We start from the raw sequence: 21,361 nt of genomic DNA on the forward strand, positions 1-21,361 counted from the left end.
CACCCCGGTGATCGCCCCGTGATCCATCTCGCAGGCGAAAAGTGTTACGCCGAGCCCCGCGGTCCGGTCGTGCGTCGACGCGGGCCGGTCGGCCCGGAGGGAAAGCGCGCAGTGCCGGAGCCGGGTGCGGGCCCGCCGGTGGTCACCGCGCGGCACCGTCCGCGGTGGTCAGCGGGCGGTGCTCAGCGAACAGCGGTCAGCGGACGGTGGTCAGCGAACGGTGGTCAGGGCCGGGCCTTGCGGACGACGAAGGAGGCCTGCCCGGCGAAGGCGGGGGTGCCGTCGGAGCCGTCGAGCCAGATGCCGCCGTCGCGGTGGCGGACGACCGATCCCGGGTAGTTGTGGGCGTGCAGGGTCACCGACCCCGCGGCCGTTCCGGGGCGGGGGCAGAAGGTCGCGTCCTTCCGGAAGAGCTCGCTGCCGTCGTCGGTGCTCAGCCGCAGCCGCAGGTAGTGGTGCCGCAGGTAACGGCCGTCGGCCGCGCGGAAGGTGACGCACCGCGTGTCGGCGAGCCCCCGGACCACCGTGAACGTGGCGCGCTGCCGTGCCTGCGTGCCGCCGGACTCGGAGAGCCGGCCCAGCGTCGCGAAGTCGCCGACGTACGCCAGGTAGAGGTCGGGCCGGTCGACGGACTCCAGGGTGTGCGCGCCCAGCGGAACCGTGCCCGGGGGGACGGCGGACGGACTCGCCGGCGGCGATGCGGCCGGCGTGGGGGTGCCCGACGGGACCGGCGCGGCACTGCCGGCCGTGGGGTCGGCGGTGGGAGCGGCCGTGACGCCGGGCTTCCGGGGCGGCGTCGGCTCCGGCCAGGCTGCGTAGGTGGCGGCACCGGTGACGAGCACCGCGCCGGCGGCGAGGCACGCCAGCGGATGGGCGGTCACCGCGTGGAGCTTGCCGGCCGCCGCGCCGTGCAGACCGCCTCCCTTCACGGCCGTGCCGGCGGCGACGGGCGTCATGGCAGGTGCGGCGGTGGCGGCGCTCGCAGCGGAACCCGACAGCAGGCCCTTGGCGGCCAGCGCGGCGAGGAGACCGGCGGGCACGGCCAGGGGCGCGAGGCTGAGGAGCAGCAGCTCGGCGGGGACCCGTTCCGCGGTCGTCGCCGTGCAGAGCGGGCAGTCGCGGGTGTGCCGCGCGATCCGCTTCCGCCACACCGAGGCAGGCAGACCGTCCCAGCCGGCGACGGTCTCGCCGAGCTGCGGGCATCGCGGGCGGGCCGCCAGGGCGGCGACGATCGTCCGGCTCAGGTCCAGCTGCTCGCGCATGCGCTGCAGGCGCACTCCGGCGTGGGCGACGGTGAGGCCCGTCGCCGCGGCGATGTCCTCCCGGTTGAGCAGTCCGGCCTGCTCCTGCCACCAGAGCGACAGCAGGACCCGGTGGTCGGGGTCGAGCCACCGGCCGGCTGCGGCGATCCGGCGGCGCTCGTCCGACACCTTGAGCCGCAGGATCGTCGCGTCCTCGGGTTCGGGGCCGTCGTCCGGCAGGTGGAGTGCCTCGTCGATGACGGCGGTCCGGCTGGTGGTCGCGCGCTGCCGCTGCCAGTGGGTCTGTATTTGGCGGAGCGTGATCGACACCAGCCAGGAGCGGAAGCTGTCGGGGGCGCGCAGGGCGGGAAGGTCGCGCACCGCGCGCAACAGCGTCTCCTGGACGACGTCGTCGACGTCGGCATGTGCGCTGAGCGCACGCCGGACGATGTTGTACACCAACGGCAGGTAGGCGGCGATCAGCTCCTCGCGCGCCCGGTCGTCCCCGGCCTGCGCCGCGACGACCAGGGCCGCGTGGTCCGCGTCCGTGAGCCCCATTGCCACCTCTCCCCTTTACGGCGTCAGACCCTAACGTCCGCACAGGTGTGCGGCCAAAGGCCGTGGCCCCGGGCCGCGGAAGGGGCCGCCGCGGGCGTGGGGATGTCCGGAAGCCGGTGCGCCGTGGTGCGCCCTTCGGGGTGAGGGCTGCTCCTCGCCGCGGTTTCGCCCGTCGTCGTCCGCAGCGGCTTCCGGTTCCGGTTCCTCGCTTCCGCGGACCCGGCAGAGCTGCAGGTGGCCGAACCTCAGGTCGACCACGGTGCCGACGAGTGCGGGCTGCGCCGGGGCCGTCCTCACGCCGCTGCGGCGGTAGGACGGCCCCGCTGTCGGTCAGTGGAGCTTGTTGACCGCCGTGGTGGTGGTCTTCTTGAAGGCGGGGACGGGGGCGTCCTTGAAGGATCCCATCTGGGCCCAGCGGACGACCGTGACCGTCCTGTCGTCCCGGCCCACCGAGAAGAGCGCGATGTCGTTGGCGCCCCAGGACGTCTCGGTGTGCAGGCCGCGGACGCGGGCGCCCTCCTCGACGGGCAGCTTGCCGTAGTCGCGGCCCTCGGCCTCGACGTCGGGCGTGGACTTCTCGATGCGGGCGGCGCAGGTGCGGATCAGGTCGTCGTAGTGCTTGGCCAGGGCCTTGGCGTGGGCGGCCGTGTCCGCCACGACGGTGAGCTGCACGGCGGTGGTGTCCAGGTCGGTCCGGAACTCGCGGTGGCGGTAGTCGTAGGAGGGCACGCCCTCCGTGCTCACGCAGAAGCCGAGGGCCTCCGGGAAGCCTTCGGTGACCGGGCCGGCGGTCCAGGACGACGACGGGTGCGGCGGCAGCTGGGACGCCGACAGGAACTTCGGCGCGGCGGGCTTCGGTGCGGCGACGGCGGCCGGTGCGGTGAGGAGCGTGCCGGCCGCGACGGCGGTGGCGGTGAGGGCGGTGAGGGCGCTGGTTCGGATGCGCATGGACATGGGTGTCCCCCGTGACTGAATGCGTTGGATGTGGATGCCGCGGCGGGGCCGGCTGGTCGGCGCGGGCCTGGCCGGTGCGACACCAAGAGCATCGGGGATCGCGGCGGCCGGGCGCAACGACCGCCGGCCGGTCCGCCGGGGTGGAACCATCCCAGGCCGTCTGACGTGCAGGTATACGGGGTGCCTGGGATGCCGTCCCGGGCGGGGCGGGGCGTACGAGGACGGGGGGACCGGTGTCGGCACAGGGCGACGGCGTCAGCGACAGCGTCGGCGAGGTGGCGGAGTTTGCGGCGCTGCTGCGGGAGCTGAAGGGGCGTACGGACCGCAGCTATGCCCAGCTGGCCCGCCGCCTGGGCATGAACACCTCGACGCTGCACCGGTACTGCGCGGGCGAGGCGGTGCCGCTCGACTTCGCCCCGCTGGAACGCTTCGCGGCGCTGTGCGGGGCGACGTCGGAGCAGCGTCTGGAGCTCCACCGGCGGTGGATGTCGGCCGTGGCAGCCCGTCGGCGGCCTCGCACGGCAGGCGGGCCGGGTGAGGTGCCGCAGGCCGGGGGTGCTCCGGTTGCCGAGAGCGGGCCTGTGCCCGCGCTCCCGCCCGCGCCCGCGCCCCCGCCTGCGCCCCTGCCTGCGCCCCGGCGCCCCTGGTACCGGCGGCGGAGCCTGGCGGTCGGGCTGGCCGCCGTGCTGGCCGTGTTCGGGGCGGTCGGGGCACTGTCCGCGCTGCCGGACGGGCGGCGGGCGGCCGCCTCGGGCGCGGCTGCCCCGGTCGCTGCTCCGACCGCGGCCGGGAGTGCGGCCGGGAGTGCGGCCGGGAGTGCGGAAGCCGGGGGGCGGGAGCAGCCGGACGCCTCACCCGGTCCGGGCGGAGCCGCGGCCTCCGAGCCGCCTGCGGGCTCCGCCGTGCCGGAGCCGGGCGCCCCGCGCCCGTCCGGCGCCGCATCCGCCCCGCCTCGCGGCGGGCAGTCCGACGGGCTGCCGTTCGCCTGGTCCGTCAACGCGCACGGGTGGCAGTTCGGTTGCGGTCACAGCTACGTCGTCGCCAAGCCGCCGGGGCAGGTGCCCCCGCCGCCCGTCCCGCAGGACGGGGCGGCCTGGGCCGCGGCGCAGGGTGCGGTGCACGGCGGGGAGACGTACGTGCGGTTGTCGGTGCAGGGCCGCAGCGACACCGCCGTCGTGCTGGAGGCGCTGCGGGTGCGGGTGGTCGGCCGTACGGCGCCGGTCCGGGGCAGCGCCTACGCCATGGACCAGGGCTGCGGCGGGGCGGTCACTCCGCGGTACTTCGCCGTGGACCTGGACAAGGACCGGCCGCTCGCCCGCGCGGTCGCCGGGAACGACGCCGGCACGCCGATCCCTGCCGTGAGCATGCCGTACCGCGTCTCGGCGAAGGACCCCGAGGTGCTGCTGGTGACGGCCGGGACGAAGGGGTGCGACTGCCTCTGGTACCTGGAGTTGGACTGGTCCTCCCAGGGCCGTCAGGGCACCGTGCGGATCGACGAGGGCGGGCGCCCGTTCCGCACCAGTGCCGTCGCGGGTCTGCCCCGGTACGCGTACGACACGGTGGGGCGCCGCTGGGAGCCCTCCCGCTGACGGCCGGGCGCACCGGTTGATGCCTGTGGGGCAGCCGTGTTGTGTGACTGCTCGTCAATGTAGTACTTCTTATACATGAGCGAGCAGGTACACAACAGGCTGGCGGTGGTGAGGGCCGAGCGCAAGGTGTCGCGGCAGGCCCTCGCCGACACGGTGGGAGTCCACTACCAGACCATCGGCTACATCGAGCGGGGGCAGTACAACCCCAGCCTCGACCTGGCGCTGAAGATCGCCGGGTTCTTCGGACTGCCGGTGGAGGCGCTGTTCTCCCTCGAGCCGTTCCGGCCGCTCACCGACGAGGTCTACGGGAGGAAGCAGTGACGACCGCGACGAAGCTGGACCGGCGGATGTACGCCGTCATGAACGACCGGGCGGCAGCCCCGATGTACGCGACGGCCGCGCGCAGGCGGGCCGTCATCGGCGCCCACCTCCTGCTCACCGCGGCCGGCTTCGCCGCTTGGTCCGCCACGATGTTCAGCGATGCGCGCTGGCCGCTGTTCGCCATGCTGGCCGTGCTGCCGCTCTGGGTGGTGGCCACCGGCGCCATCAACGGTGCCACCCGCGGACTGCTGGAGCTGCGCAGCCGGATGCTGGACGAGCGCCAGCTCGCCGAGCGGGACCGCGTCCATGCGGTCGCCCACCGGAGCACCGGGCTGCTCCTGCTGCTCGCTGCGGCCGGTGTGGGCGCGGCCGGATGGTTGGGGGGCCTTCAGGTCGAAGGGCTGGTCGCGCCGGTGCTGTTCGCCGCGCTGACCGTGCACTGGCTGATGCCGCTCTGGGTGGCCGGCCTGCGGATCCAGGACGATCCCGCCGAAGACTGACGCGCGGGGTGTCGGCCCCCCTCGCTGTGTCCCGCGCCGCCGGGGCCGCGCCCCGGGAAGTGGGGCCCGGCCCCGGCGGTTTGGGGGGGGTGGGTCAGGTGGTCGGGGGGTTCTCCGCGAGCTGGCGGCGGAGTTCCAGGAGGGTGCTCAGGGCCTGGCTGTACATCAGGAGGCTCTTCTCGCTGTGCGAGGTGATCGCCGTCTTGATCTCGGCGTAGGTGTGGGTGATGAGCTGGTCGAGGTCCTGCTTGTCGATGCCGTTCACGGGTTTCCTTCCTTCGGGGCAGGTGGTTACGGTCGGGTGACGGGCCAGGAGGTGAGGCTCTGCCAGGAGCCGCAGTCCCGGGTGTCCTCCGTACCCTTGCAGACGGCGATGGAGCCGGTCGTGGTGGGCATGTACGACTGGCGCACCCGGACGTCGACGGTGTCGTTGCCGCAGACGGTGGCCTGCTTGCGCGGCGGCGTCGGCACGAAGTCGAACTGCCAGCGCGCCCACACCGAGTAGCAGCCCTCGCCGGTGTTGGCGAGGCGTCCTTCGGCGACCACCTGGAGCAGCCCGCCGCTGGAGGGCCGTTCCACCCAGCGTCCGCCCGAGGCGGTCGCCGTCTCGTGGGAGGCGGACCATGCGACGCCGCGGGCCGGCTTGTCCTCGGCGGCCGCCGGGGCGGCGAGGGGGAGGATGCAGCACGCCGCAGCGGTGACCGCTGTGGCCCAGGACCGGATACGCATCAGAGCAGTGCCTTTTCTTTCGGGCCCAGGGAGGGCGGGGTGGAGACGCCGTGGTGGCGGCGGAGCGCGGACAGGGCGGCGAGGTGGCCGCACATGCCGTGGACGGAGGGGCCCGGCGGGGTGGAGGCCGAGCAGAGGTACACCCCGGGGAGCGGGGTGGTGTAGGGGTCGAGGCGGGGCGTCGGCCGGGCGAGGGACTGGCGCAGGGTCATCGCCCCTGCGGCGATGTCGCCGCCGACGTAGTTGGGGTTGTACATCTCGTACGAGGCGGCCGACATGCCCCGGGAGGCGATGACGGTGTCGGTGAAGCCGGGCGCGTACGCCTCGATGCGGGTGCGGATCAGGTCGACGGGGTCGCGGGTGTCTCCGTGCGGGACGTGCGCGTACGCCCAGACGGGCCGCCTGGCTCCGGAGGCGCGGCCGGGGTCGGTGACCGCGGGGTCGACGACGAGGACGAACGGGTCGGGGATGCGCCGGCCGGCCGCGGTCGCGTTCTCCTGCCGGACGATGTCGGCGTGCGTGCCGCCCAGGTGTACGGTGCCGGCCCGGCCCACGAGCGGATTCGTCCAGGGGATGGGGCCGTCGACCAGGAAGTCGGCCTTGGCCGCGCCGGGCCCGTAGCGGAACCGGGCGAGGGCGTTCCGGTAGCGGCCGGGCAGGCGGGAGCCGGCGAGGGCGAGGAACTCCTTGGGGCTCACGTCGAGCAGGACCAGCGGGACGTCGCCGAGTTCCGACAGGTCGCGGACGTGCCATCCGGTGTGGAAGGCGCCGCCGTGCGCGGTGATGTCGGCCGCCAGGGCGTCGGCGATACGGGCGCTGCCGCCTTCGGGCAGCGGCCAGCCGCTGCTGTGCGCGGTGTGGCCGAGGAGCATGGCGACCGCCGCCGATGCCGGGGAGGGCAGGCGGCCCACGGCGTGGGCGGCCACGCCGGTGAGGAGTGCCTTGGCCTCCTCGGTGCGGAAGGCGCCGAGGCCCGTCGTGTGCGCCAGGACGCGCGTCGCGAACCGCACGGCGGCCGCCGGGTCGCGGGGCAGGGTGCGCTGGTCGGAGAGGACCAGGTCGACGACCGACCGGGAGCGGGCGACCAGGGGTCCCATGAGGCGGGTCCAGCGGTCTGCGTCCGCGCCCAGGTGGGCGGCGGTGCGGGTGACGCTGCGCCAGGCGGCGGCCGCGCCCCCGTCCGGCAGGGGGTGGGCGTAGGGGATGTCGGGCTGGAGCAGGCGGACGCCGCGGGCCTGGAGGTCGAACCGGCGGAAGAAGGCGGAGGCGGCGGCCATCGGGTGCACGGCGGAGCAGATGTCGTGCACGACGCGGCTGTCGAACAGGGGCACGCTGCGCAGGCCGCCGCCGAGGGTGTCGGCCTTCTCGAACAGGGCCACCTTCAGGCCGGCGCGGGCGAGGGTGACGGCGGCGGCCAGGCCGTTCGGGCCCGTGCCGACGATCGCTGCGTCGGTCATGCGGCGGCTCCCACGGGGGCGAGCTGGCCCTCGGCGAGGCGCCGGTAGGTGGAGTCCTGCTCCATCAGTTCGGCGTGGGTGCCGCTGGCCCGCAGGCGTCCGTCCTCGATGACGAGGATGCGGTCGGCGCCGATGGTCGTGGACAGGCGGTGTGCGATGGCGAGGACCTGGCAGCGGGTGCTGATCTCGGTGATGGCGTCGCGCAGTGCCCGCTCGGAGTCGGAGTCGAGGTGGGAGGTGGCTTCGTCGAGCAGGAGGACGTCGGGGCGGGTGAGCAGGGCGCGGGCGATGGCCAGGCGCTGGCGCTGGCCGCCGGAGAGGCCGCTGCCGCCTTCGCCGAGCCGGGTGTCGAGGCCGTCGGGCAGGGCGTCGATGACGTCCGTCAGGTGGGCTGCGGCCACGGCCCGGGCGATGTCGTCCTCGCCGGCGTCCGGGCAGGCGTAGGTGAGGTTCTCGCGGACCGTGCCGCGGAGCAGGGGGGCGTCCTGTTCGACGAGGCCGATACGGGAGCGCAGGAAGTCCAGGGGCATGGCCGCGGTGGAGGTGCCGGAGAGGCGGATGGTACCGCTGTCGGGGGTGTGGAAGCGTTCGATGAGCTGGAAGAGGGTGGTCTTGCCGGCGCCGGAGGGCCCGACGACGGCGGTGACGCCGGTGGCGGGGAGGGAGAAGGAGACGCCGTCCGTCGCGGGGGCGGCGCCGCCTTCGTAGGTGAAGGAGACGTCCTCGAACTCGACCGCGAGCCGGCCGGTGAGGGCGGTGCGGGGCGCTGCCGTGCCGTCCGGCTCCTGTTCGATGGCGGCCAGTTCCCGTACGCGGTCGATGGCGGCCCGGCCCTGCTGGAGCTCCCCGAGCGACATGAAGAACGTCACGAGGGGGGCGACCAGGTAGAAGAGGTACATGATGAACGCGGTCAGGTCCTGGGGCGGGAGGCTGCCCGTGGCGGTGCGCGCCATGCCCCAGGTGATGACGACGGCGAGGGAGACCTGGGTGCCGACGTTCATGGCGGGCATCAGCAGCGCCGACAGGCGGGTGACGCGGATGCCGCTGGTGCGGGCGGCTTCGGCGAGGCCGCCCAGGTGCTCGGCTTCGCGCCGCTCGGCCCGCGACGCCTTGACGGTGGTCAGGGCGCCGAGGACGCGCAGGAGCCCGGAGCCGTAGGCGCTGGTGTCCTCGCGGTTGGCGACGGCGGCCTTGCGGACGGCGCGGGCGACGGTGAGGGCGATCGCGCTGGCGGCGCCGAGGCAGCCCACCGTGGCCAGGAGCATCTTCCAGTCGATCCAGGCCATGACGGCGACACAGCCGAGGGCGGTGAACCCGGAGGTGACGATCTGGGCGGCGGAGGAGGAGAGGGCGACGCGGGCGAGCGAGGTGTCCGCGACGGTGCGGGTGAACACGTCGCCGTGTTCCAGGCGGTCGAACGCCGGGATGCGGGAGTGGAGCAGCCGGCCGGTGAGCGTCGTCCGCATGTCGAGGACGATGTTCTCGCCGGCGCGGCCGATCAGGTAGAAGTGCGCGGCGGCCAGGGCCGCGTCGGCGAGGAAGAGGGCCGCGATGCTGACGATCGGCCAGGTCGTGGGCGCGTCCGTGGCGACGGCTTCGATGAGCCGGCCGATGAGCAGCGGCTGCAGGAGGGTGGCCGCGGTGCCCGCCAGGCCGAGGACGACGCCGGCGGCCAGGAGCAGCCGGTGCCCTCGGACGATCTTGGATATGTTCACTCGTCAGCCCTCATTCGAGAAGAGATCGCGTCGCGTTGCCTTGGAGCCGGCCCGGCTCGGTCACCCGTCGGCGCGGGCGGTGTACCAGTCGTAGGGCTCGTGTTCGCCGGCCGGGACGACGTCCTCGACGGTGAAGCCGGCGCGGGCCAGGCAGGCCTGGACCTCGTCCCGTTCGATGAGGAGGACCTGCTCGCCGAAGGCCACGGGAGCCTTGCCGTCCTCGTCGACGCGGGTGTCCATGGTGAGGATGCCGGCGTCGTCGAGGGTGACGGTGAAGGTGGTGGTGCCGGGGCGGTCGGGGGTCGGCACGGTCAGGGTGTGCAGGTCGACGAGGGGCCGGTAGGTGGCGGTGGAGTAGTACTCCAGGCACAGGGCGGCGCCCGGCTCCAGGGCCTGCCGTACGTGGGTCAGGGCGCGGGTCAGTTCGCTGCGGGAGGACACGCACGCCAGGGATCCCATGGTGGAGTACGCGGCGGTGAAGGTGCCGGTGACGGGGAGGGGGCGGCGGAAGTCGGCCCGGACCAGTTCGACGTTGCCGGGGAGGCCCTTGGCGCGGAACTGCTCCAGCATCGGCTCGGAGTTGTCGATGCCGGTGACGTGGGCGGCGATCGACGCGACGGGGGCGGCGATGCGGCCGGTGCCCACGCCGACCTCGAGGACGCGGCCGCCGGCGACGTGGGGCCGGAGCCGGTCCACGGCCTCCCCGGTGGGCATGGCGGGGGCGATCAGCGTGTCGTACACGGATGCCACGGCGGTGCCGTACTGCACGTCCCGGGTCACCGGTTCACCTCTTCGTAGTCGAAGACCATGTCGTACTTGGGGTCCTCGCTGTGGTCGTAGCCGGAGTAGCGGACGAGCATCACCTGGAAGAGGGGGTAGCCCGGTTCGGGGGTGAGGCGCTGCCGCACGAACTCGTTGATGAGGTGGTAGGCCCCCTCCTTGGCCTCCTGGTGCAGCGGTGTCATCGCGCCGGGGTTGTGGAGGAGGGTGGACGCCACGTCGAAGATGGCCTTCTCGATGCGGCGGCCGGGGAACCAGAAGGCGTGGACGAGCTTGCGCGGGGCGATGGAGTACACCTCGCGCCACTCGGTGTGCTCCGACTTGTCGGCGGTGGCCAGCCGGTACAGGAAGTGCTGGTCGTCGACCGCCGGGTTGGGGGCGAAGAAGCGCCAGTTCGGGATGAGGATGCCGGTCCCGGTCTTGTCGGCCTTGCGGAGCTTGTCGTAGCTGCGGTCGGGGTGCTGGCTGAGGACGGAGGCGACGAACCATCCGGCGAGGATGGCCGGCACCGCCTGCTGCATCACGGTCTTCGCCTTGCTCATGCCGCTTCCCTCCGGTCCGGGCCGTCGTCGCCGCGGCGGGCGGCGGCGTCTGCGACCGCCTGCTCGATCGCCTTGGCGGTGTGCGGGGTGTGTTCCGTTCCGCCCGTCACGGAGACGTGGGTGGATCCGGGGATGGTGATGATGCTGCCTCCGTCGCCGGACGCGACGTACTCCTCGTAGAGGTCGTGGTGTTCGGGGATGTCCCGTACCGTCGATTCGGCGGCGACCACCCACACCGGTATGCGCAGGCGGTCGAGCGGGCGGCCGCCGTCGAGCATGAAGGCGTACGAGTAGTTCCACTCCCGCAGGGCGGCGCGCCAGGTGGAGGGGGCGGACCCCTCCAGGCGCAGGGCCCGGTGGTGGGGGCTGCCGGCCGCGAAGGCGAACATGCCCTTCTTGTCCATGAGCAGTCCGGCGCCGAGGGTCGCGGACCAGGGGCCCAGCTTCATCGTCAGGTTTGCGGCGCGGGCGCCCTCGCGCTGCTTGCGGGAGTGGATGAGCTCGCGCGGGTGGTTGGGGTCGACGAGGACGACGCCGTCCACGCGGTCGGGGGCCGCGGCGGCCGCCCGGTGGGCGATGTAGCCGCCGAGCGAGTGCCCGGCCAGGACGCAGGCGCCGTCGGTGCCGGCTCCGTCGGCGATGACCTGGAGGAGGTCGCCGACGGACTCGTTCAGCGAGTAGTCCTCGGGGCAGCGCCGCAGCGAGCTGCCGTAGCCGGCCCGGTCGTAGACGAGCACGGAGATCGACGGGTCGAGGAAGTCGGCGAGGAGCAGCCAGGAGGTGGCGGTGTTCATCAGCCCGGCCTCGCACACGAGGGTGGGGCCGCCCGGGGTTCCGCGGCGTACGTGGTACGTGATGATGTTGCCGGTGTCGCACCGGACGCGGCGGCGTTCGAAGCCGGCGTGGCGGCGGGTGCGGGTCGCCAGCTCGGCGTAGCCCTGGTGGGCGATGCCGGCGGCGAGGCATGCCGCCAGGCCGGCGCCGGTGAGGCGGGGGAAGGTCAGGGGCTTCACGCCGCCTCCTTGGTGCCCTTGGCGAGTGCGCGGACGGACGGGTAGGTGGAGACGAACGCCCAGGCGAAGCGGGAGAGTCCCATGAAGCGGGCGTTGGCCAGGTGGAAGGCGCCCATGGCCGCGAGCCCGGCGTCCACGTACTTGCCCTTCTTCAGCAGCAGGAGGGGGAAGCCGCACTCCAGGGCCAGCACGGTGTGGCAGATGGCACGGGACGCGGCGGGGTACTTCTCCAGCTTGTTGAAGAACCACTCGTCGCCGTAGGTCTGCGTGCGCATGATCTTGGCGAGGGCGTCGCCGGAGCGCCAGGCGTCGCCGGGGAGCTTGGCCCAGCCGGAGGCGCCGTACGACAGGACGGTCTGGGCGCCGATGAACTGGACGGCGGCGTTGCGGGTGGCGTCGGTGCCGCCCGCGCGGCCGAGGGCGGCGGCCGTCTGCACGAGGAAGGACACCTGGTCCGAGCCGTCGGTGCCGAACAGGTGGCGCGGGTAGACGGCGAGCTGGCTGCCGACCAGGTAGGCGTTGGCGGCCATGCGTACGGAGTTGTTCCGCACCGGCGAGATCAGGACGGCTGCGGCCAGGACCCGTGAGGCGTGGATGGCCTGGGTGACCGGCTCCCGGGCGACGAAGTCCTTGACCGCCTGGGTGGCCTTCGTACGGCCGGGAACCTGGGACCTGGTGTGGTTCCAGTCGTTCAGGCCGCCCGGCTGCCGGTCGGTCCTGCGGACGAGGTATTCGAGGCTGGACAGCAGGTGTGTGGCGGCGGACAGCCGTTCCGCTGTGGCGAGCGGGTGCGCACACGCCGCTTCAGCGACTCGGCGGAGACGTGACAGCATGATCTGTTCCTGATCGCAGCATGGGTGGGTGGAGGGCCGCGGGGGTGGAGGCCGGAGGAGTGCGGGGGCGGAGGAGTGCAGGGGCGGAGAGCCGGGAACCGCTGAAGGCTCGCCGCCCCTGATCCGCTTACTTCTGGCAGGCCTTGACGGCCGCACCGACGCCGGCGGCGGCGACGATGATGGCGGTGGCCTTGGCGCCGCCGACGAAGCCGACGGTGAACGCGGCCGGGGTCGCCATCACGGGCGCGACCGGGCTCTCGGCGGCACGGGCGGCACCGGCGTTGACCTTCTCGATCAGCACGGACATGACTGTTCCTCCAGTTGTCTGGTACTACGGGGAAGAGTGCGCCCGGTGTCGGCAGACATGTGGACTGTCTGCCGGCACCGGTCACACGTGGGCCGGACGCGGGCCGGGGTCCGTGTCAGGACCGGGCGCCGGACACGGCAGGGGCGGACCGGGTCAGCCGGTGGCGGTCTTGTAGGCCACCGCGGCGGCACCGGTGACGACGGCACCGCCGACGACGTAGCCGGCCGTCTTGGCGATGACCGGGGTGGCGATGATGGCCGGGGTGGCCATGACGGGGGCCGCGGCGCCCGCGGGCGAGCCGGCGTGCAGCTCGCCGTTGACGGCGGGGTTCAGGTTGACCTTCTGGATCAGCACGGTGCTTTTCCTTTACTGGCGTGTTCTGTGGATTGCGGATCAACCCGCTGTCTGCCTGAAAGCGGGCAGCGGGAAGTCTTGTCCGGCCTCGGCCCGCGGGAGAATTCCCGCTGTCGGGCGGGCGGGTGTGGGTGTTCCCGTCGGCGCCCCCGGGAAAGGGGTTCATCCCGTCCGCCGCAGGAATACGGCGCGTGCGTGCGCAGCGCGCGCCGGCGGACGGACACGGGAAAGGCGCCGTGCGCGTGGCTCGTCCGGCGGGCCCTTTTCGGGCACGGCGGAAGTGAATAGCCGAACGGGTGGTGACGGGTAAGCGGCGCGCGGTGCGCGGTAATGCGCCGGTGCCGCGGTGGGGCCGTTGAGCCGTTGAGCCGTTGAGCTACTTCACCTTTGCGGTGGCGTAACCGACGGCCGCGGCGGTGACGAGGACCGCCGCCTTGCCGGCACACGGGGTGAAGACCAGCGACGGCGTGGCCATGACGGGCGAGACAGCACCCTCCAGGGTCCGCTGCGAGAGCGAGCCGGTGAGCGAGGCGTTCTGGTTCACCTTGTGCAAGAGCATGAGAGCACTCCGGGGTTCTTGTTCAGACATGGGACTCCCTCCGTGCGCGGGTGGATCGTGCGCATCGGCAGGGCCTCCCGCTCGCGAGTGCGGGGACGTCCGGCCCTTCGAGCCTGCCCCCGCGGCCCTTCCATCTGTTCAACCGCTGGGGGCCGCCGCTCGTATGACTGCCCCCGAAACTTTTTCGGCGGAGGTCAGGAGACCCGGCGGACGCCCCGGCAGAGGGCCTTCTTCCGCATGGCCTGGAGCCCGTGCTGCCTGGCGCGGGAGACGGTGCCCCGGTGGACACCGAGCACGGCCGCGGCATCGTCGATCGTGTAGTCCTGCACGTCGACGAGGAAGATGGCGGCCGCCTGCTTGCGCGGCACCTCGGCCAGCAGGCGCGCGACCTCCCACCGCGCCTCGCGCAGGGCCAGGGCGTCCCCGGCCTGCGGCCGGTCGGGCACTTCGTCGACGGGCATGTCCTGCGACTGGCGTCTCTTCAGGTCGTACGCCGCCGTGGTGACCGCCCGCATCGCGTACGCGGTCGGGTTGGCGTGTGCGAGCCAGGCGTCCGAAGCCTTCAGCAGCTTCAGGCAGGCGGTCTGGACGGCGTCGTCGGCATCCTCGCCGAGCAGTCGCGACGCCTGCCGCCGGAGCAGCGGTATTACGTCACGCAGCAATGCGTCCAACTCAGGGCGGCTCAGGGCAATGGCATAGTCGGGCACAGCAGTTCTCCCCCTTGGCCGCTGCCCACAGTGAAGTCAACAGCGGCTTTTCGTCTGCGGCGTTCGAGCGTTGGTCAGACGCTCTGCGGCAAGATCACTTTAGACATACATGGTTCAATCTTGGGTCAGCACAGGTAAGAGCCTGAGGAAGATTTGAGGATCGCCACCGGCGCGCCCACTTTGAGGAAGGCCCCATGGCAGCATCGGAATCCAGCCACATCCATGCCCATGACGTTTGGCGTCGCTACGGACGCGGCAAGAGCGCTTTCATGGCCGTGCGCGGTGTCAGCTTCACCGTGAGACCCGGCTCCTTGTTCGCCCTGTTGGGAACCAACGGCGCCGGCAAGACCTCCACCGTCGAGATGCTGGAGGGCCTCGCCGCCCCGCACCGCGGCCGCATACGCCTGTTCGGGGATCTCGACCCGGTCGCCGACCGGGCGCGCATCCGTCCCCGCACCGGTGTGATGCTCCAGGAGGGCGGCTTCACCGCGCACCTGACGGCGCGGGAGAGCATCGGGATGTGGGCCGGCCTGACCTCGCGGCCGCGCCCGGTCGCGCAGGCGTTGGAACTCGCCGGGTTGTCGCATCGGGCGGACGTGCTCGTCAAGAACCTGTCGGGCGGGGAGAAGCGGCGGCTGGACCTGGCCATCGCCACCCTCGGCAGCCCGGAGGTGCTGTTCCTCGACGAACCGACCGCAGGCATGGACGCCGAGGGCCGGCATGCGACCTGGCGGCTGGTCAAGGAGCTGCGGGAGCGGGGTTCGACGATCCTGCTGACCACGCACTACCTGGAGGAGGCGGAGTCGCTGGCCGACGAGCTGGCGATCATGCACCGGGGGCGCATCGCGGCGTCCGGAACGGTCTCGGAGATCGTTTCCGGCCATCCCGCGACGCTGTCGTTCCGTCTGTCGGGACAGTGGAGCGCGCAGGACCTGCCGGTCGGCGGGACGGTCGAGGAGCAGGGCGGCCGCATCACCGTCACGACAGGGCAGCTGCAGAAGGACGCCGCCCGGATCCTGGCCTGGGCCGAGGACCACGGCGTGGAGCTGGACCGGTTCACGGCACGGCCGGCCTCCTTGGAGGAGGCGTTCATCTCCATCGCCCGCGTGACCGACGACCACGACGACCACGCCGACGCCATCGACGCCGGCGACGGCAACGACGACGCAGCAGCGGACGACGCAGCAGAACCGCAGGAGAAGGCATGAACAGCCCTGCCATCCGGCACATGAAGACCCTGTTCCGCATCGAGTGGACGCTGTTCAACAGGGTCAAGGCGAACTACGTCTTCGTCGTGTTCGTCCCCCTGATGATCCTGTTCTCGATGCGGTACGTGCAGGAGCAGATGGACCTGGCGAGCCACGGCCTCAACCCGGGACCGCTCATGGTGTCCACGGCCGCCGGCGTCCTGCTGATCTTCTCGCTCTACTCGTCGGTGACCGGACTGTACGTGGCGCGCCGGGAGGAGCTCGTGCTGAAGCGGCTCCGCACGGGCGAGGCCTCGGACGCGGTGATCCTCGCCGGCGGCGCCTCCATGTACGTCGCCGTCGCCGTGGTGCAGATCGCCGTGGTGGCCGCGGCGCTGTCCGTCATGTTCGGTGCGCTCCCGCGGCAGCCGCTGGCCGCGGCCGCGGGGCTGGTCACGGGGATCGTGCTGATGATGGCGATGGCCGCGGCGACGGCCGCGCTGTGCCGGACCGCCGAGTCCGTCATGGTCGCGACGCTGCCCGCGATCTTCGTGCTGCCGATGGTCTCCGGGATCTACATCCCGCGCGAGGTGCTGCCGGAGCAGCTGGGCGACGTGCTGATGTGGGCGCCGCTGTCCCCGACGGTCGACCTGTTCCGGTCGGGCTGGACCGGTGAGCTGGGCCTCGGCGAGTCGGTCGTCCGCGTCGTGACCGCGGCCGTCTGGACGGCGCTGTTCGCGTGGGTCGCGGCCCGCCGGTTCCGCTGGGAACCGCGTACGTGATCGGGGGCCCCTGCTGAGGCCTTTCCCGGCGGAGGGCGCCGCCCGCGCAGGTCGCGCGGGCGGCGCCCTCGCTGCGTGGTCCGAGGCTGGCACCTCTCGGGTCCGTGCCAGGCCGGCCAGGCCCCTAGGGCCTGTATTGAGTTGCCCCGCGGCGTCGCGACGCCCGGCACGCACCCTCGGCGCACGAGCCGAACGCCGCTCCTTGCTCCACGGGGCAACTCATACAGGCCCTAGGGTCGGCTCATGAGCACGTCGGACGACCAGCGCGCTGCCCTCGACCTCCTCGACGCCCACCTGGAGGACCTGTGGCGGGCGGCCGTGGAACTCGGGCGCGGGAACCGGGCCGTGGTACCCGGTGCACCGCCGCAGCCTGTCGCGGCCGCGGTCGCGGGAGAGGGTGCGGCCGCGGAGCTGCTGCGGTGGGCGTACGGGGAGCTGGCCCGCGTTCCGCGGTCGCCGGCCCATGCGTTCGCCCTGAGCGTCGGCACCACCCTGAGGGAGTTGCGGCGGCGCCGCAGCCCCTGGAACGCGGCGGCTCTGCGCCTGCTGGACGACCCGTACGTGTTCCTCGCCACGGGTCCGCGCCGGCACGGGGACTGGGCCGAGGACGTGCTCGCCCTGATGCACCGTGAGGTGGAGGACCCCCGCGGCTGGCTGCGGATCGACGGCGACCGTGCGAACGGTGCCCGCGCCGTCGTACCGGCGTACCCTTTCGCGCCCCCGCCCGCCGCCGGGTTCCGGGACCGGCTGCACGAGCTGGAGCGCGGGGCGGCCGTCACGGCGCTCGCGGTCATGGCGGAGGAGTGGCGCGACGACCGGCCGGTACGCGACCGGCCGGAGCGCGACGCCCTGCTCGCCGACGCGCGTGTCCTGCTGGACCGCTACGGCCCGGATGCCCGGTTCTGGACGAACGCCCTGGACGCGGCCGCGGACCCCGGGCGGGACTTCGTCCGGGCCGGCCTTCAGGGCACGAGGGCGCACCGGTTCACCACCGGCGAGTACCTCAACGGCATCGACCTGTTCGAGGAGCTGGGGTTGGTCTCGGTGTCGGACGACGAGGTCGGGGTCTTCTGGTCCTTCGGGGCGTACTGAGGCTGCGGGCCGTTCTCGATCGGCCGGCCGTCGTCGGCGAGAGCGGTCAGGCCCGGCCGGTCGCCCGGGGTGCGCAGGACGCCCTGCTCCGAGACGGCGCTGATACGGACACCGGGGCCGCTGGTGCCGCTGAGAACGCCCACGCCCTCACCGCCTCCGCGCACGGGGTGCCGGCCTCCACTCCGGTGGGGCGCGGTGGTTGCGGGGCGGCGGCCGTCGGGGAGCGGGGTGGTCAGGTGGTGCCCAGGAGGGTGTGGATCAGGGGTTTCACCCGGGTCTGCGGGGGCGGGGCGGTGGGATGGCCGGTCATCAGGAGGTGGTGCAGGGTGCCCACCAGGGCCAGGGCCGCGGAGGCCGTGTCCAGGCCGGCGGGGACGCGGCCCAGGGTGCGTTCGGCGTTCAGGTAGGCCTCCACCGACGCCTGGATCGCGTTGAAGCCGGGTGCGCCTGCCGCCCATGCCTCGCGGACCCGGAGGGCCGCCGCCGGGCGGGTCACCGCCAAGCCGACGACTCCGGGGTCGAGGGCCAGTACCGCCGAGGCCACGTCGGCCAGGTTGCCGGCGGGTGTGCCGCCGCCCGCCTTCGCGGGCAGGGCGGCGGCCAGTTCGGCGGTGCGGGCGAAGCGGTCCAGCACCAGCTCGGCCACGAACTCGTCCAGCCCGGCGAAGTGCGTGTGCAGCACGCCCTTCGCGCAGCCGGCCTCGGCGGTGACCGCCCGGCTGGTCAGGGCGGCGGCTCCGTCGCGGGCCAGGACTCGTTCGGCCGCGTCGAAGAGCCGGGCGCGCAGATCGGGGATGGCGACCCCGCGTGGTGACATCACGTCCTCCGGTGGAGAAGGGTGTTGCCCAGTATGGGCACGCGCCCATACTGTTTGGGCGTATGCCCATACTAGGGCTTCGCACACGTCTGCGCACCGGGAGGTCCACCCCATGAACAGCACCGCGAACACCGCCCAGTACCGCGCCTGGAACGGCTACGAGGGCAGCCACTGGGCTGCCCGCCGGGACCGGTGGGACGCCGTCAACGCCGGCTTCAACCAGCCCCTGTTCGACGCCGCGGCCATCGCGCCCGGCGACCGCGTCCTCGACGTCGGCTGCGGTGCCGGGGCCACGACGCGCCTGGCCGCCCGGGCCGCGGCGCCCCGCGGCAGCGCCCTCGGCCTGGACCTCTCCGGCCCGATGCTGGAGCAGGCCCGGGCAGCCGCCGCGAGCGAGGACATCGCCAACGCCCGCTTCGAGCAGGGCGACGCGCAGGTCCACCCCCTCCCCCGCGGCGCCTTCGACCTGGTGATCAGCCGTTTCGGCGTCATGTACTTCGCCGATCCCGTCGCCGCCTTCGGCAACATCGCCGCCGCACTGCGCCCGGGCGGCCGCGCCGCCCTGCTGTGTGCCGCCGAACCCGAGGGCAACGAGTGGCTGACCGCCCTGGCCGCCCTCGCGGACCTCCTGCCGCTGGACGGCTTCGGCGAGCCCGGCGGGCCCGGCATGTTCTCCCTCTCCGCGCCCGGCGCGGCCGCGGCGCTGCTGGAGCGGGCGGGTTGGGAGGATGTACGCGCCAAGCACGTGACCGCCCACGGCACCTGGGGCGACGACGCGGCGCACGCAGCCGGCCTCCTGCTGGAGTCCGGGCCCGTACGCCACCTCCTCGCCCGGTCCGCGCCCGGCGCGGCCGCCGAGGCCCGCAGGCGCTTGACCGACACGCTCCGCCCCCGTGAAGGCGGCAGCGGGCTGCGGCTGCGCAGTACCGCCTGGCTGCTCACGGCGACCGCGCGTTAAAAACGTGTGAAGACTGCCGGAGTTCGGCAATGTGCGGATGCCGCCCCACGGCACAGGATGGACACCGCGAACGCCGCAGGGGTGTCGGGCCCCGGGGTGCGACAGACGTGCGCCCGCGCTCGGGACCGCTGCCTTCGGGGGCTCCTCCTGTCGTTCGCGACGAGTCGGCGTCGTCCGGTTCGTGGAGCGGTTCGGGTGAGCCGCCCGGCAAATGATGTGGAGGGGGTTGACTCATGGATGTCGTCACGACGGGCCTCGGCCTGTTGCTGCTCAGCGTCCTGGCTGTCGCGATCGTCGTGGTGGTCGTGCTGTCCCGGCTGTTCCGGAAGGTCGAGCAGGGCAAGGCCCTGATCGTCTCGAAGATGCGGAAGGTCGACGTCACCTTCACGGGCCAGGTCGTGCTGCCGGTGCTGCACAAGGCCGAGGTCATGGACATCTCGGTGAAGGCCATCGAGATCTCCCGCACCGGCCGCGACGGCCTGATCTGCCGGGACAACATCCGGGCCGACATCCGGATCACGTTCTTCATCCGGGTCAACAAGACGGTGGAGGACGTCATCAGGGTGGCGCAGGCCATCGGCACGGCGCGGGCCAGCGACAAGGCGACCATGCAGGAGCTGTTCAACGCCAAGTTCTCCGAGGCGCTGAAGACGGTCGGCAAGCAGATGGACTTCGCGGACCTGTACACCAAGCGCGACGAGCTGCGCTTCCAGATCATCGAGATCATCGGCATCGACCTCAACGGCTACAGCCTGGAGGACGCGGCGATCGACTACCTGGAGCAGACGCCCGTCGGCCAGCTGGACGCCGGGAACATCCTGGACGCGCAGGGCATCCGCAAGATCACCGAGCTGACCGCCATCGAGAACATCCGCACCAACGAGTTCCGGCAGAACGAGCAGAAGGAGATCACCCGCCAGAACGTCGACGCCCGCGAGGCCATCCTCGAACTGGAGCGCCGGCAGGCCGATGCCGAGATCCGGCAGCGGCGCGAGGTGGAGACGGCGCGGGCCCGGGAGGAGGCCGAGACGGCGCGGGTGGTGGAGGAGGAGCGGCTGCGGGCGCAGAGCGCGTTCCTCAAGACGGAGGAGCAGCTCGGCATCCAGCGGGAGAACCAGGCCCGCGAGGTGGCGGTCGCCGCGAAGAACCGCGAGCGGGTCATCGCGGTGGAGAACGAGCGCATCGAGAAGGACCGCCTGCTGGAGGTCATCGCGCGGGAGCGGGAGACGGAGCTGACGCGGATCGCCGCCGACAAGGAGGTCGAGAACGAGCGGCGGGACATCGCGGAGGTCGTCCGCGAGCGCATCGCCGTGGACCGCACGGTCGCGGAGCAGGAGGAGTCCATCAAGCGGCTGCGGGCCGTCGAGGAGGCCGAGCGCACCCGGCAGGCGATCGTCATCGCCGCGGAGGCCGAGGCGCAGGAGCGGCTGGTCAAGGACATCAAGGCCGCCGAGGCGGCGGAGCAGGCGGCCGTGCACCGGGCCGCGGAGGAGCTCACGCTGGCCGAGGCCCGCAGCAAGGCGGCCGACTTGGATGCACGCTCCAAGATCCGCCTGGCCGAGGGGATCCAGGCCGAGGCGGCCGCCGCGGGCCTGGCCGGGGTGGCCGTACGGGAGAAGGAGGCCGAGGTCATCGAGAAGGCCGGCCGTGCCGAGGCCGAGGTGACGGCGGCGCGGCTGCGGGCCGAGGCGGAGGGCGCCCGCGAGCTGGCGCTGGCGCAGGCCGCGGGCGTCGGCGAGAAGCTGAAGGCCGAGGCCGCGGGCCTGACCGAGAAGGCGGCGGCGATGGCCGCCCTGGACGAGGCGTCCCGGACGCACGAGGAGTACAGGCTGCGGCTGGAGGCGGAGAAGGAGATCCGGCTGGCCGGGCTGGACGCGCAGCGGCAGGTGGCGGAGGCGCAGGCCTCGGTCCTCGCGACGGGGCTGGAGGGCGCCGACATCAGCATCGTCGGCGGGGAGTCCGCCTTCTTCGACCGGATCGTGGGCGCGGTGTCGATGGGCCGGGCGGTCGACGGGTTCATGGAGAACTCGCGGACGGCGCAGGCACTGGCCGCCTCCTGGCTCGACGGCTCGGGGTCCTTCACCGACGACCTCACCCGCGCGGTGGCGAACACGTCCGCCGCGGACGTCCGCGACCTGACCGTCTCGGCCCTGCTGGCGAAGCTCATGCCGGCCGGCTCGGGGCAGTTGGACGCGCTGATGGCCAAGGTCAGGGAGCTGGGCCTGGCCGACCTGCCGGTGAGCGAGCTCGCCGGGAAGACCGCGGTGGCCGGAGTGAACGGCGCCGCCCGAGACTGACCGCCACGGGGGTGCGGTCGACGGCCGTGGAGCCGCCGCGGAGGGGCGGCGGCTCCACGGCCCTCACGA

At 73.1% G+C, this 21,361-nt stretch carries 23 protein-coding genes; 8 read left to right on the plus strand and 15 right to left on the minus strand.

Annotated features, from left to right (window positions below):
- Positions 1 to 224: 224 nt before the first annotated feature.
- Complete coding sequence (locus MUK52_RS31305; protein WP_284581836.1) at positions 225 to 1,799, minus strand: sigma-70 family RNA polymerase sigma factor; 1,575 nt, start codon at positions 1,797 to 1,799, stop codon at positions 225 to 227.
- 330 nt (positions 1,800 to 2,129) lie between these two features.
- Complete coding sequence (locus MUK52_RS31310) at positions 2,130 to 2,753, minus strand: hypothetical protein (protein ID WP_114059190.1); 624 nt, start codon at positions 2,751 to 2,753, stop codon at positions 2,130 to 2,132.
- Positions 2,754 to 2,986: 233 nt separating this feature from the next.
- Here MUK52_RS31310 and MUK52_RS31315 point away from each other — a divergent pair, with 233 nt between their 5' ends.
- The 3 genes from MUK52_RS31315 (at position 2,987) to MUK52_RS31325 (ending at position 5,163) form a co-directional block, all read left to right on the plus strand.
- Complete coding sequence (locus tag MUK52_RS31315) at positions 2,987 to 4,342, plus strand: helix-turn-helix domain-containing protein (RefSeq protein WP_284581837.1); 1,356 nt, start codon at positions 2,987 to 2,989, stop codon at positions 4,340 to 4,342.
- Positions 4,343 to 4,417: 75 nt separating this feature from the next.
- Positions 4,418 to 4,663 carry a helix-turn-helix transcriptional regulator gene (locus tag MUK52_RS31320; protein ID WP_114059191.1) on the plus strand — a complete coding sequence of 82 codons (246 nt, stop codon included), beginning with the start codon at positions 4,418 to 4,420 and terminating at the stop codon, positions 4,661 to 4,663.
- Between the two features lie 38 nt (positions 4,664 to 4,701).
- On the plus strand, positions 4,702 to 5,163 hold the full coding sequence (locus MUK52_RS31325; RefSeq protein WP_502963649.1) for a hypothetical protein: 462 nt from the start codon (positions 4,702 to 4,704) through the stop codon (positions 5,161 to 5,163).
- 94 nt (positions 5,164 to 5,257) lie between these two features.
- Here MUK52_RS31325 and MUK52_RS31330 read toward each other — a convergent pair whose 3' ends face one another.
- The 12 genes from MUK52_RS31330 to MUK52_RS31385 form a co-directional block, all read right to left on the minus strand.
- The gene (locus MUK52_RS31330) at positions 5,258 to 5,428 is read right to left on the minus strand and encodes a hypothetical protein (protein ID WP_174250575.1); all 171 of its coding nucleotides are present in this window, start codon (positions 5,426 to 5,428) and stop codon (positions 5,258 to 5,260) included.
- Positions 5,429 to 5,454: 26 nt separating this feature from the next.
- The gene (locus MUK52_RS31335; protein WP_284581839.1) at positions 5,455 to 5,892 is read right to left on the minus strand and encodes a hypothetical protein; all 438 of its coding nucleotides are present in this window, start codon (positions 5,890 to 5,892) and stop codon (positions 5,455 to 5,457) included.
- Positions 5,892 to 7,349, minus strand: coding sequence for a phytoene desaturase family protein (locus MUK52_RS31340; RefSeq protein WP_114059194.1), 1,458 nt, complete (start codon positions 7,347 to 7,349; stop codon positions 5,892 to 5,894). The genes MUK52_RS31335 and MUK52_RS31340 overlap by 1 nt, the downstream gene beginning before the upstream one ends.
- Positions 7,346 to 9,064, minus strand: coding sequence for an ABC transporter ATP-binding protein (locus MUK52_RS31345; RefSeq protein ID WP_284581840.1), 1,719 nt, complete (start codon positions 9,062 to 9,064; stop codon positions 7,346 to 7,348). The genes MUK52_RS31340 and MUK52_RS31345 overlap by 4 nt, the downstream gene beginning before the upstream one ends.
- Positions 9,065 to 9,124: 60 nt before the next feature.
- Entirely contained in the window at positions 9,125 to 9,844 is a 720-nt protein-coding gene (locus tag MUK52_RS31350) for a class I SAM-dependent methyltransferase (RefSeq protein WP_246043050.1), read from the minus strand.
- Entirely contained in the window at positions 9,841 to 10,386 is a 546-nt protein-coding gene (locus tag MUK52_RS31355) for a hypothetical protein (protein ID WP_114059196.1), read from the minus strand. The genes MUK52_RS31350 and MUK52_RS31355 overlap by 4 nt, the downstream gene beginning before the upstream one ends.
- Complete coding sequence (locus MUK52_RS31360) at positions 10,383 to 11,399, minus strand: alpha/beta fold hydrolase (RefSeq protein WP_284581841.1); 1,017 nt, start codon at positions 11,397 to 11,399, stop codon at positions 10,383 to 10,385. Before MUK52_RS31360 ends, MUK52_RS31355 begins: the two co-directional genes overlap by 4 nt.
- Complete coding sequence (locus MUK52_RS31365; protein WP_114059198.1) at positions 11,396 to 12,232, minus strand: HTTM domain-containing protein; 837 nt, start codon at positions 12,230 to 12,232, stop codon at positions 11,396 to 11,398. Before MUK52_RS31365 ends, MUK52_RS31360 begins: the two co-directional genes overlap by 4 nt.
- Positions 12,233 to 12,359: 127 nt before the next feature.
- Positions 12,360 to 12,539, minus strand: a complete 180-nt coding sequence (locus MUK52_RS31370) for a hypothetical protein (RefSeq protein ID WP_114059199.1) — start codon at positions 12,537 to 12,539, stop codon at positions 12,360 to 12,362.
- 153 nt (positions 12,540 to 12,692) lie between these two features.
- Entirely contained in the window at positions 12,693 to 12,893 is a 201-nt protein-coding gene (locus MUK52_RS31375; protein ID WP_114059200.1) for a hypothetical protein, read from the minus strand.
- A 376-nt stretch (positions 12,894 to 13,269) separates the two neighbouring features.
- A complete protein-coding gene (locus tag MUK52_RS31380) occupies positions 13,270 to 13,452 on the minus strand; it encodes a hypothetical protein (RefSeq protein ID WP_114059201.1) in 183 nt (60 codons plus the stop codon).
- Positions 13,453 to 13,646: 194 nt separating this feature from the next.
- The gene (locus tag MUK52_RS31385) at positions 13,647 to 14,114 is read right to left on the minus strand and encodes an RNA polymerase sigma factor (protein ID WP_284581842.1); all 468 of its coding nucleotides are present in this window, start codon (positions 14,112 to 14,114) and stop codon (positions 13,647 to 13,649) included.
- Positions 14,115 to 14,353: 239 nt separating this feature from the next.
- On the opposite strand from MUK52_RS31385, the gene MUK52_RS31390 reads away from it, so the two are divergent.
- The 3 genes from MUK52_RS31390 to MUK52_RS31400 all read left to right on the plus strand — a co-directional run bounded on the left by MUK52_RS31390 (position 14,354) and on the right by MUK52_RS31400 (position 17,220).
- Complete coding sequence (locus MUK52_RS31390) at positions 14,354 to 15,367, plus strand: ABC transporter ATP-binding protein (RefSeq protein ID WP_284581843.1); 1,014 nt, start codon at positions 14,354 to 14,356, stop codon at positions 15,365 to 15,367.
- Positions 15,364 to 16,128: an ABC transporter permease gene (locus MUK52_RS31395; protein WP_284581844.1), complete on the plus strand. Its 765-nt coding sequence runs from the start codon at positions 15,364 to 15,366 to the stop codon at positions 16,126 to 16,128. The genes MUK52_RS31390 and MUK52_RS31395 overlap by 4 nt, the downstream gene beginning before the upstream one ends.
- Before the next feature lie 243 nt (positions 16,129 to 16,371).
- The gene (locus tag MUK52_RS31400; RefSeq protein WP_284581845.1) at positions 16,372 to 17,220 is read left to right on the plus strand and encodes a hypothetical protein; all 849 of its coding nucleotides are present in this window, start codon (positions 16,372 to 16,374) and stop codon (positions 17,218 to 17,220) included.
- 232 nt (positions 17,221 to 17,452) lie between these two features.
- Here MUK52_RS31400 and MUK52_RS31405 read toward each other — a convergent pair whose 3' ends face one another.
- Positions 17,453 to 18,037 carry a TetR/AcrR family transcriptional regulator gene (locus MUK52_RS31405; protein WP_114059206.1) on the minus strand — a complete coding sequence of 195 codons (585 nt, stop codon included), beginning with the start codon at positions 18,035 to 18,037 and terminating at the stop codon, positions 17,453 to 17,455.
- A gap of 112 nt (positions 18,038 to 18,149) precedes the next feature.
- Here MUK52_RS31405 and MUK52_RS31410 point away from each other — a divergent pair, with 112 nt between their 5' ends.
- Complete coding sequence (locus tag MUK52_RS31410; protein ID WP_284581846.1) at positions 18,150 to 18,995, plus strand: class I SAM-dependent methyltransferase; 846 nt, start codon at positions 18,150 to 18,152, stop codon at positions 18,993 to 18,995.
- A 233-nt stretch (positions 18,996 to 19,228) separates the two neighbouring features.
- Positions 19,229 to 21,292, plus strand: coding sequence for a flotillin family protein (locus MUK52_RS31415; protein ID WP_284581847.1), 2,064 nt, complete (start codon positions 19,229 to 19,231; stop codon positions 21,290 to 21,292).
- Positions 21,293 to 21,361 lie beyond the last annotated feature (69 nt).

This window comes from Streptomyces sp. 2P-4 (genome assembly GCF_030167965.1).
Lineage (GTDB): Bacteria > Actinomycetota > Actinomycetes > Streptomycetales > Streptomycetaceae > Streptomyces > Streptomyces globosus_A.

What these genes read in the sequence shown, in the direction of transcription:
- MUK52_RS31305 (WP_284581836.1), bottom strand. Translation starts at nt 1,799, where the DNA reads ATGGGGCTCACGGACGCGGACCACGCGGCCCTGGTCGTCGCGGCGCAG.
- MUK52_RS31310 (WP_114059190.1), bottom strand. Translation starts at nt 2,753, where the DNA reads ATGTCCATGCGCATCCGAACCAGCGCCCTCACCGCCCTCACCGCCACC.
- MUK52_RS31320 (WP_114059191.1), top strand. Translation starts at nt 4,418, where the DNA reads ATGAGCGAGCAGGTACACAACAGGCTGGCGGTGGTGAGGGCCGAGCGC.
- MUK52_RS31325 (WP_502963649.1), top strand. Translation starts at nt 4,702, where the DNA reads ATGAACGACCGGGCGGCAGCCCCGATGTACGCGACGGCCGCGCGCAGG.
- MUK52_RS31335 (WP_284581839.1), bottom strand. Translation starts at nt 5,892, where the DNA reads ATGCGTATCCGGTCCTGGGCCACAGCGGTCACCGCTGCGGCGTGCTGC.
- MUK52_RS31340 (WP_114059194.1), bottom strand. Translation starts at nt 7,349, where the DNA reads ATGACCGACGCAGCGATCGTCGGCACGGGCCCGAACGGCCTGGCCGCC.
- MUK52_RS31355 (WP_114059196.1), bottom strand. Translation starts at nt 10,386, where the DNA reads ATGAGCAAGGCGAAGACCGTGATGCAGCAGGCGGTGCCGGCCATCCTC.
- MUK52_RS31365 (WP_114059198.1), bottom strand. Translation starts at nt 12,232, where the DNA reads ATGCTGTCACGTCTCCGCCGAGTCGCTGAAGCGGCGTGTGCGCACCCG.
- MUK52_RS31370 (WP_114059199.1), bottom strand. Translation starts at nt 12,539, where the DNA reads ATGTCCGTGCTGATCGAGAAGGTCAACGCCGGTGCCGCCCGTGCCGCC.
- MUK52_RS31380 (WP_114059201.1), bottom strand. Translation starts at nt 13,452, where the DNA reads ATGCTCTTGCACAAGGTGAACCAGAACGCCTCGCTCACCGGCTCGCTC.
- MUK52_RS31390 (WP_284581843.1), top strand. Translation starts at nt 14,354, where the DNA reads ATGGCAGCATCGGAATCCAGCCACATCCATGCCCATGACGTTTGGCGT.
- MUK52_RS31395 (WP_284581844.1), top strand. Translation starts at nt 15,364, where the DNA reads ATGAACAGCCCTGCCATCCGGCACATGAAGACCCTGTTCCGCATCGAG.
- MUK52_RS31400 (WP_284581845.1), top strand. Translation starts at nt 16,372, where the DNA reads ATGAGCACGTCGGACGACCAGCGCGCTGCCCTCGACCTCCTCGACGCC.
- MUK52_RS31405 (WP_114059206.1), bottom strand. Translation starts at nt 18,037, where the DNA reads ATGTCACCACGCGGGGTCGCCATCCCCGATCTGCGCGCCCGGCTCTTC.
- MUK52_RS31410 (WP_284581846.1), top strand. Translation starts at nt 18,150, where the DNA reads ATGAACAGCACCGCGAACACCGCCCAGTACCGCGCCTGGAACGGCTAC.
- MUK52_RS31415 (WP_284581847.1), top strand. Translation starts at nt 19,229, where the DNA reads ATGGATGTCGTCACGACGGGCCTCGGCCTGTTGCTGCTCAGCGTCCTG.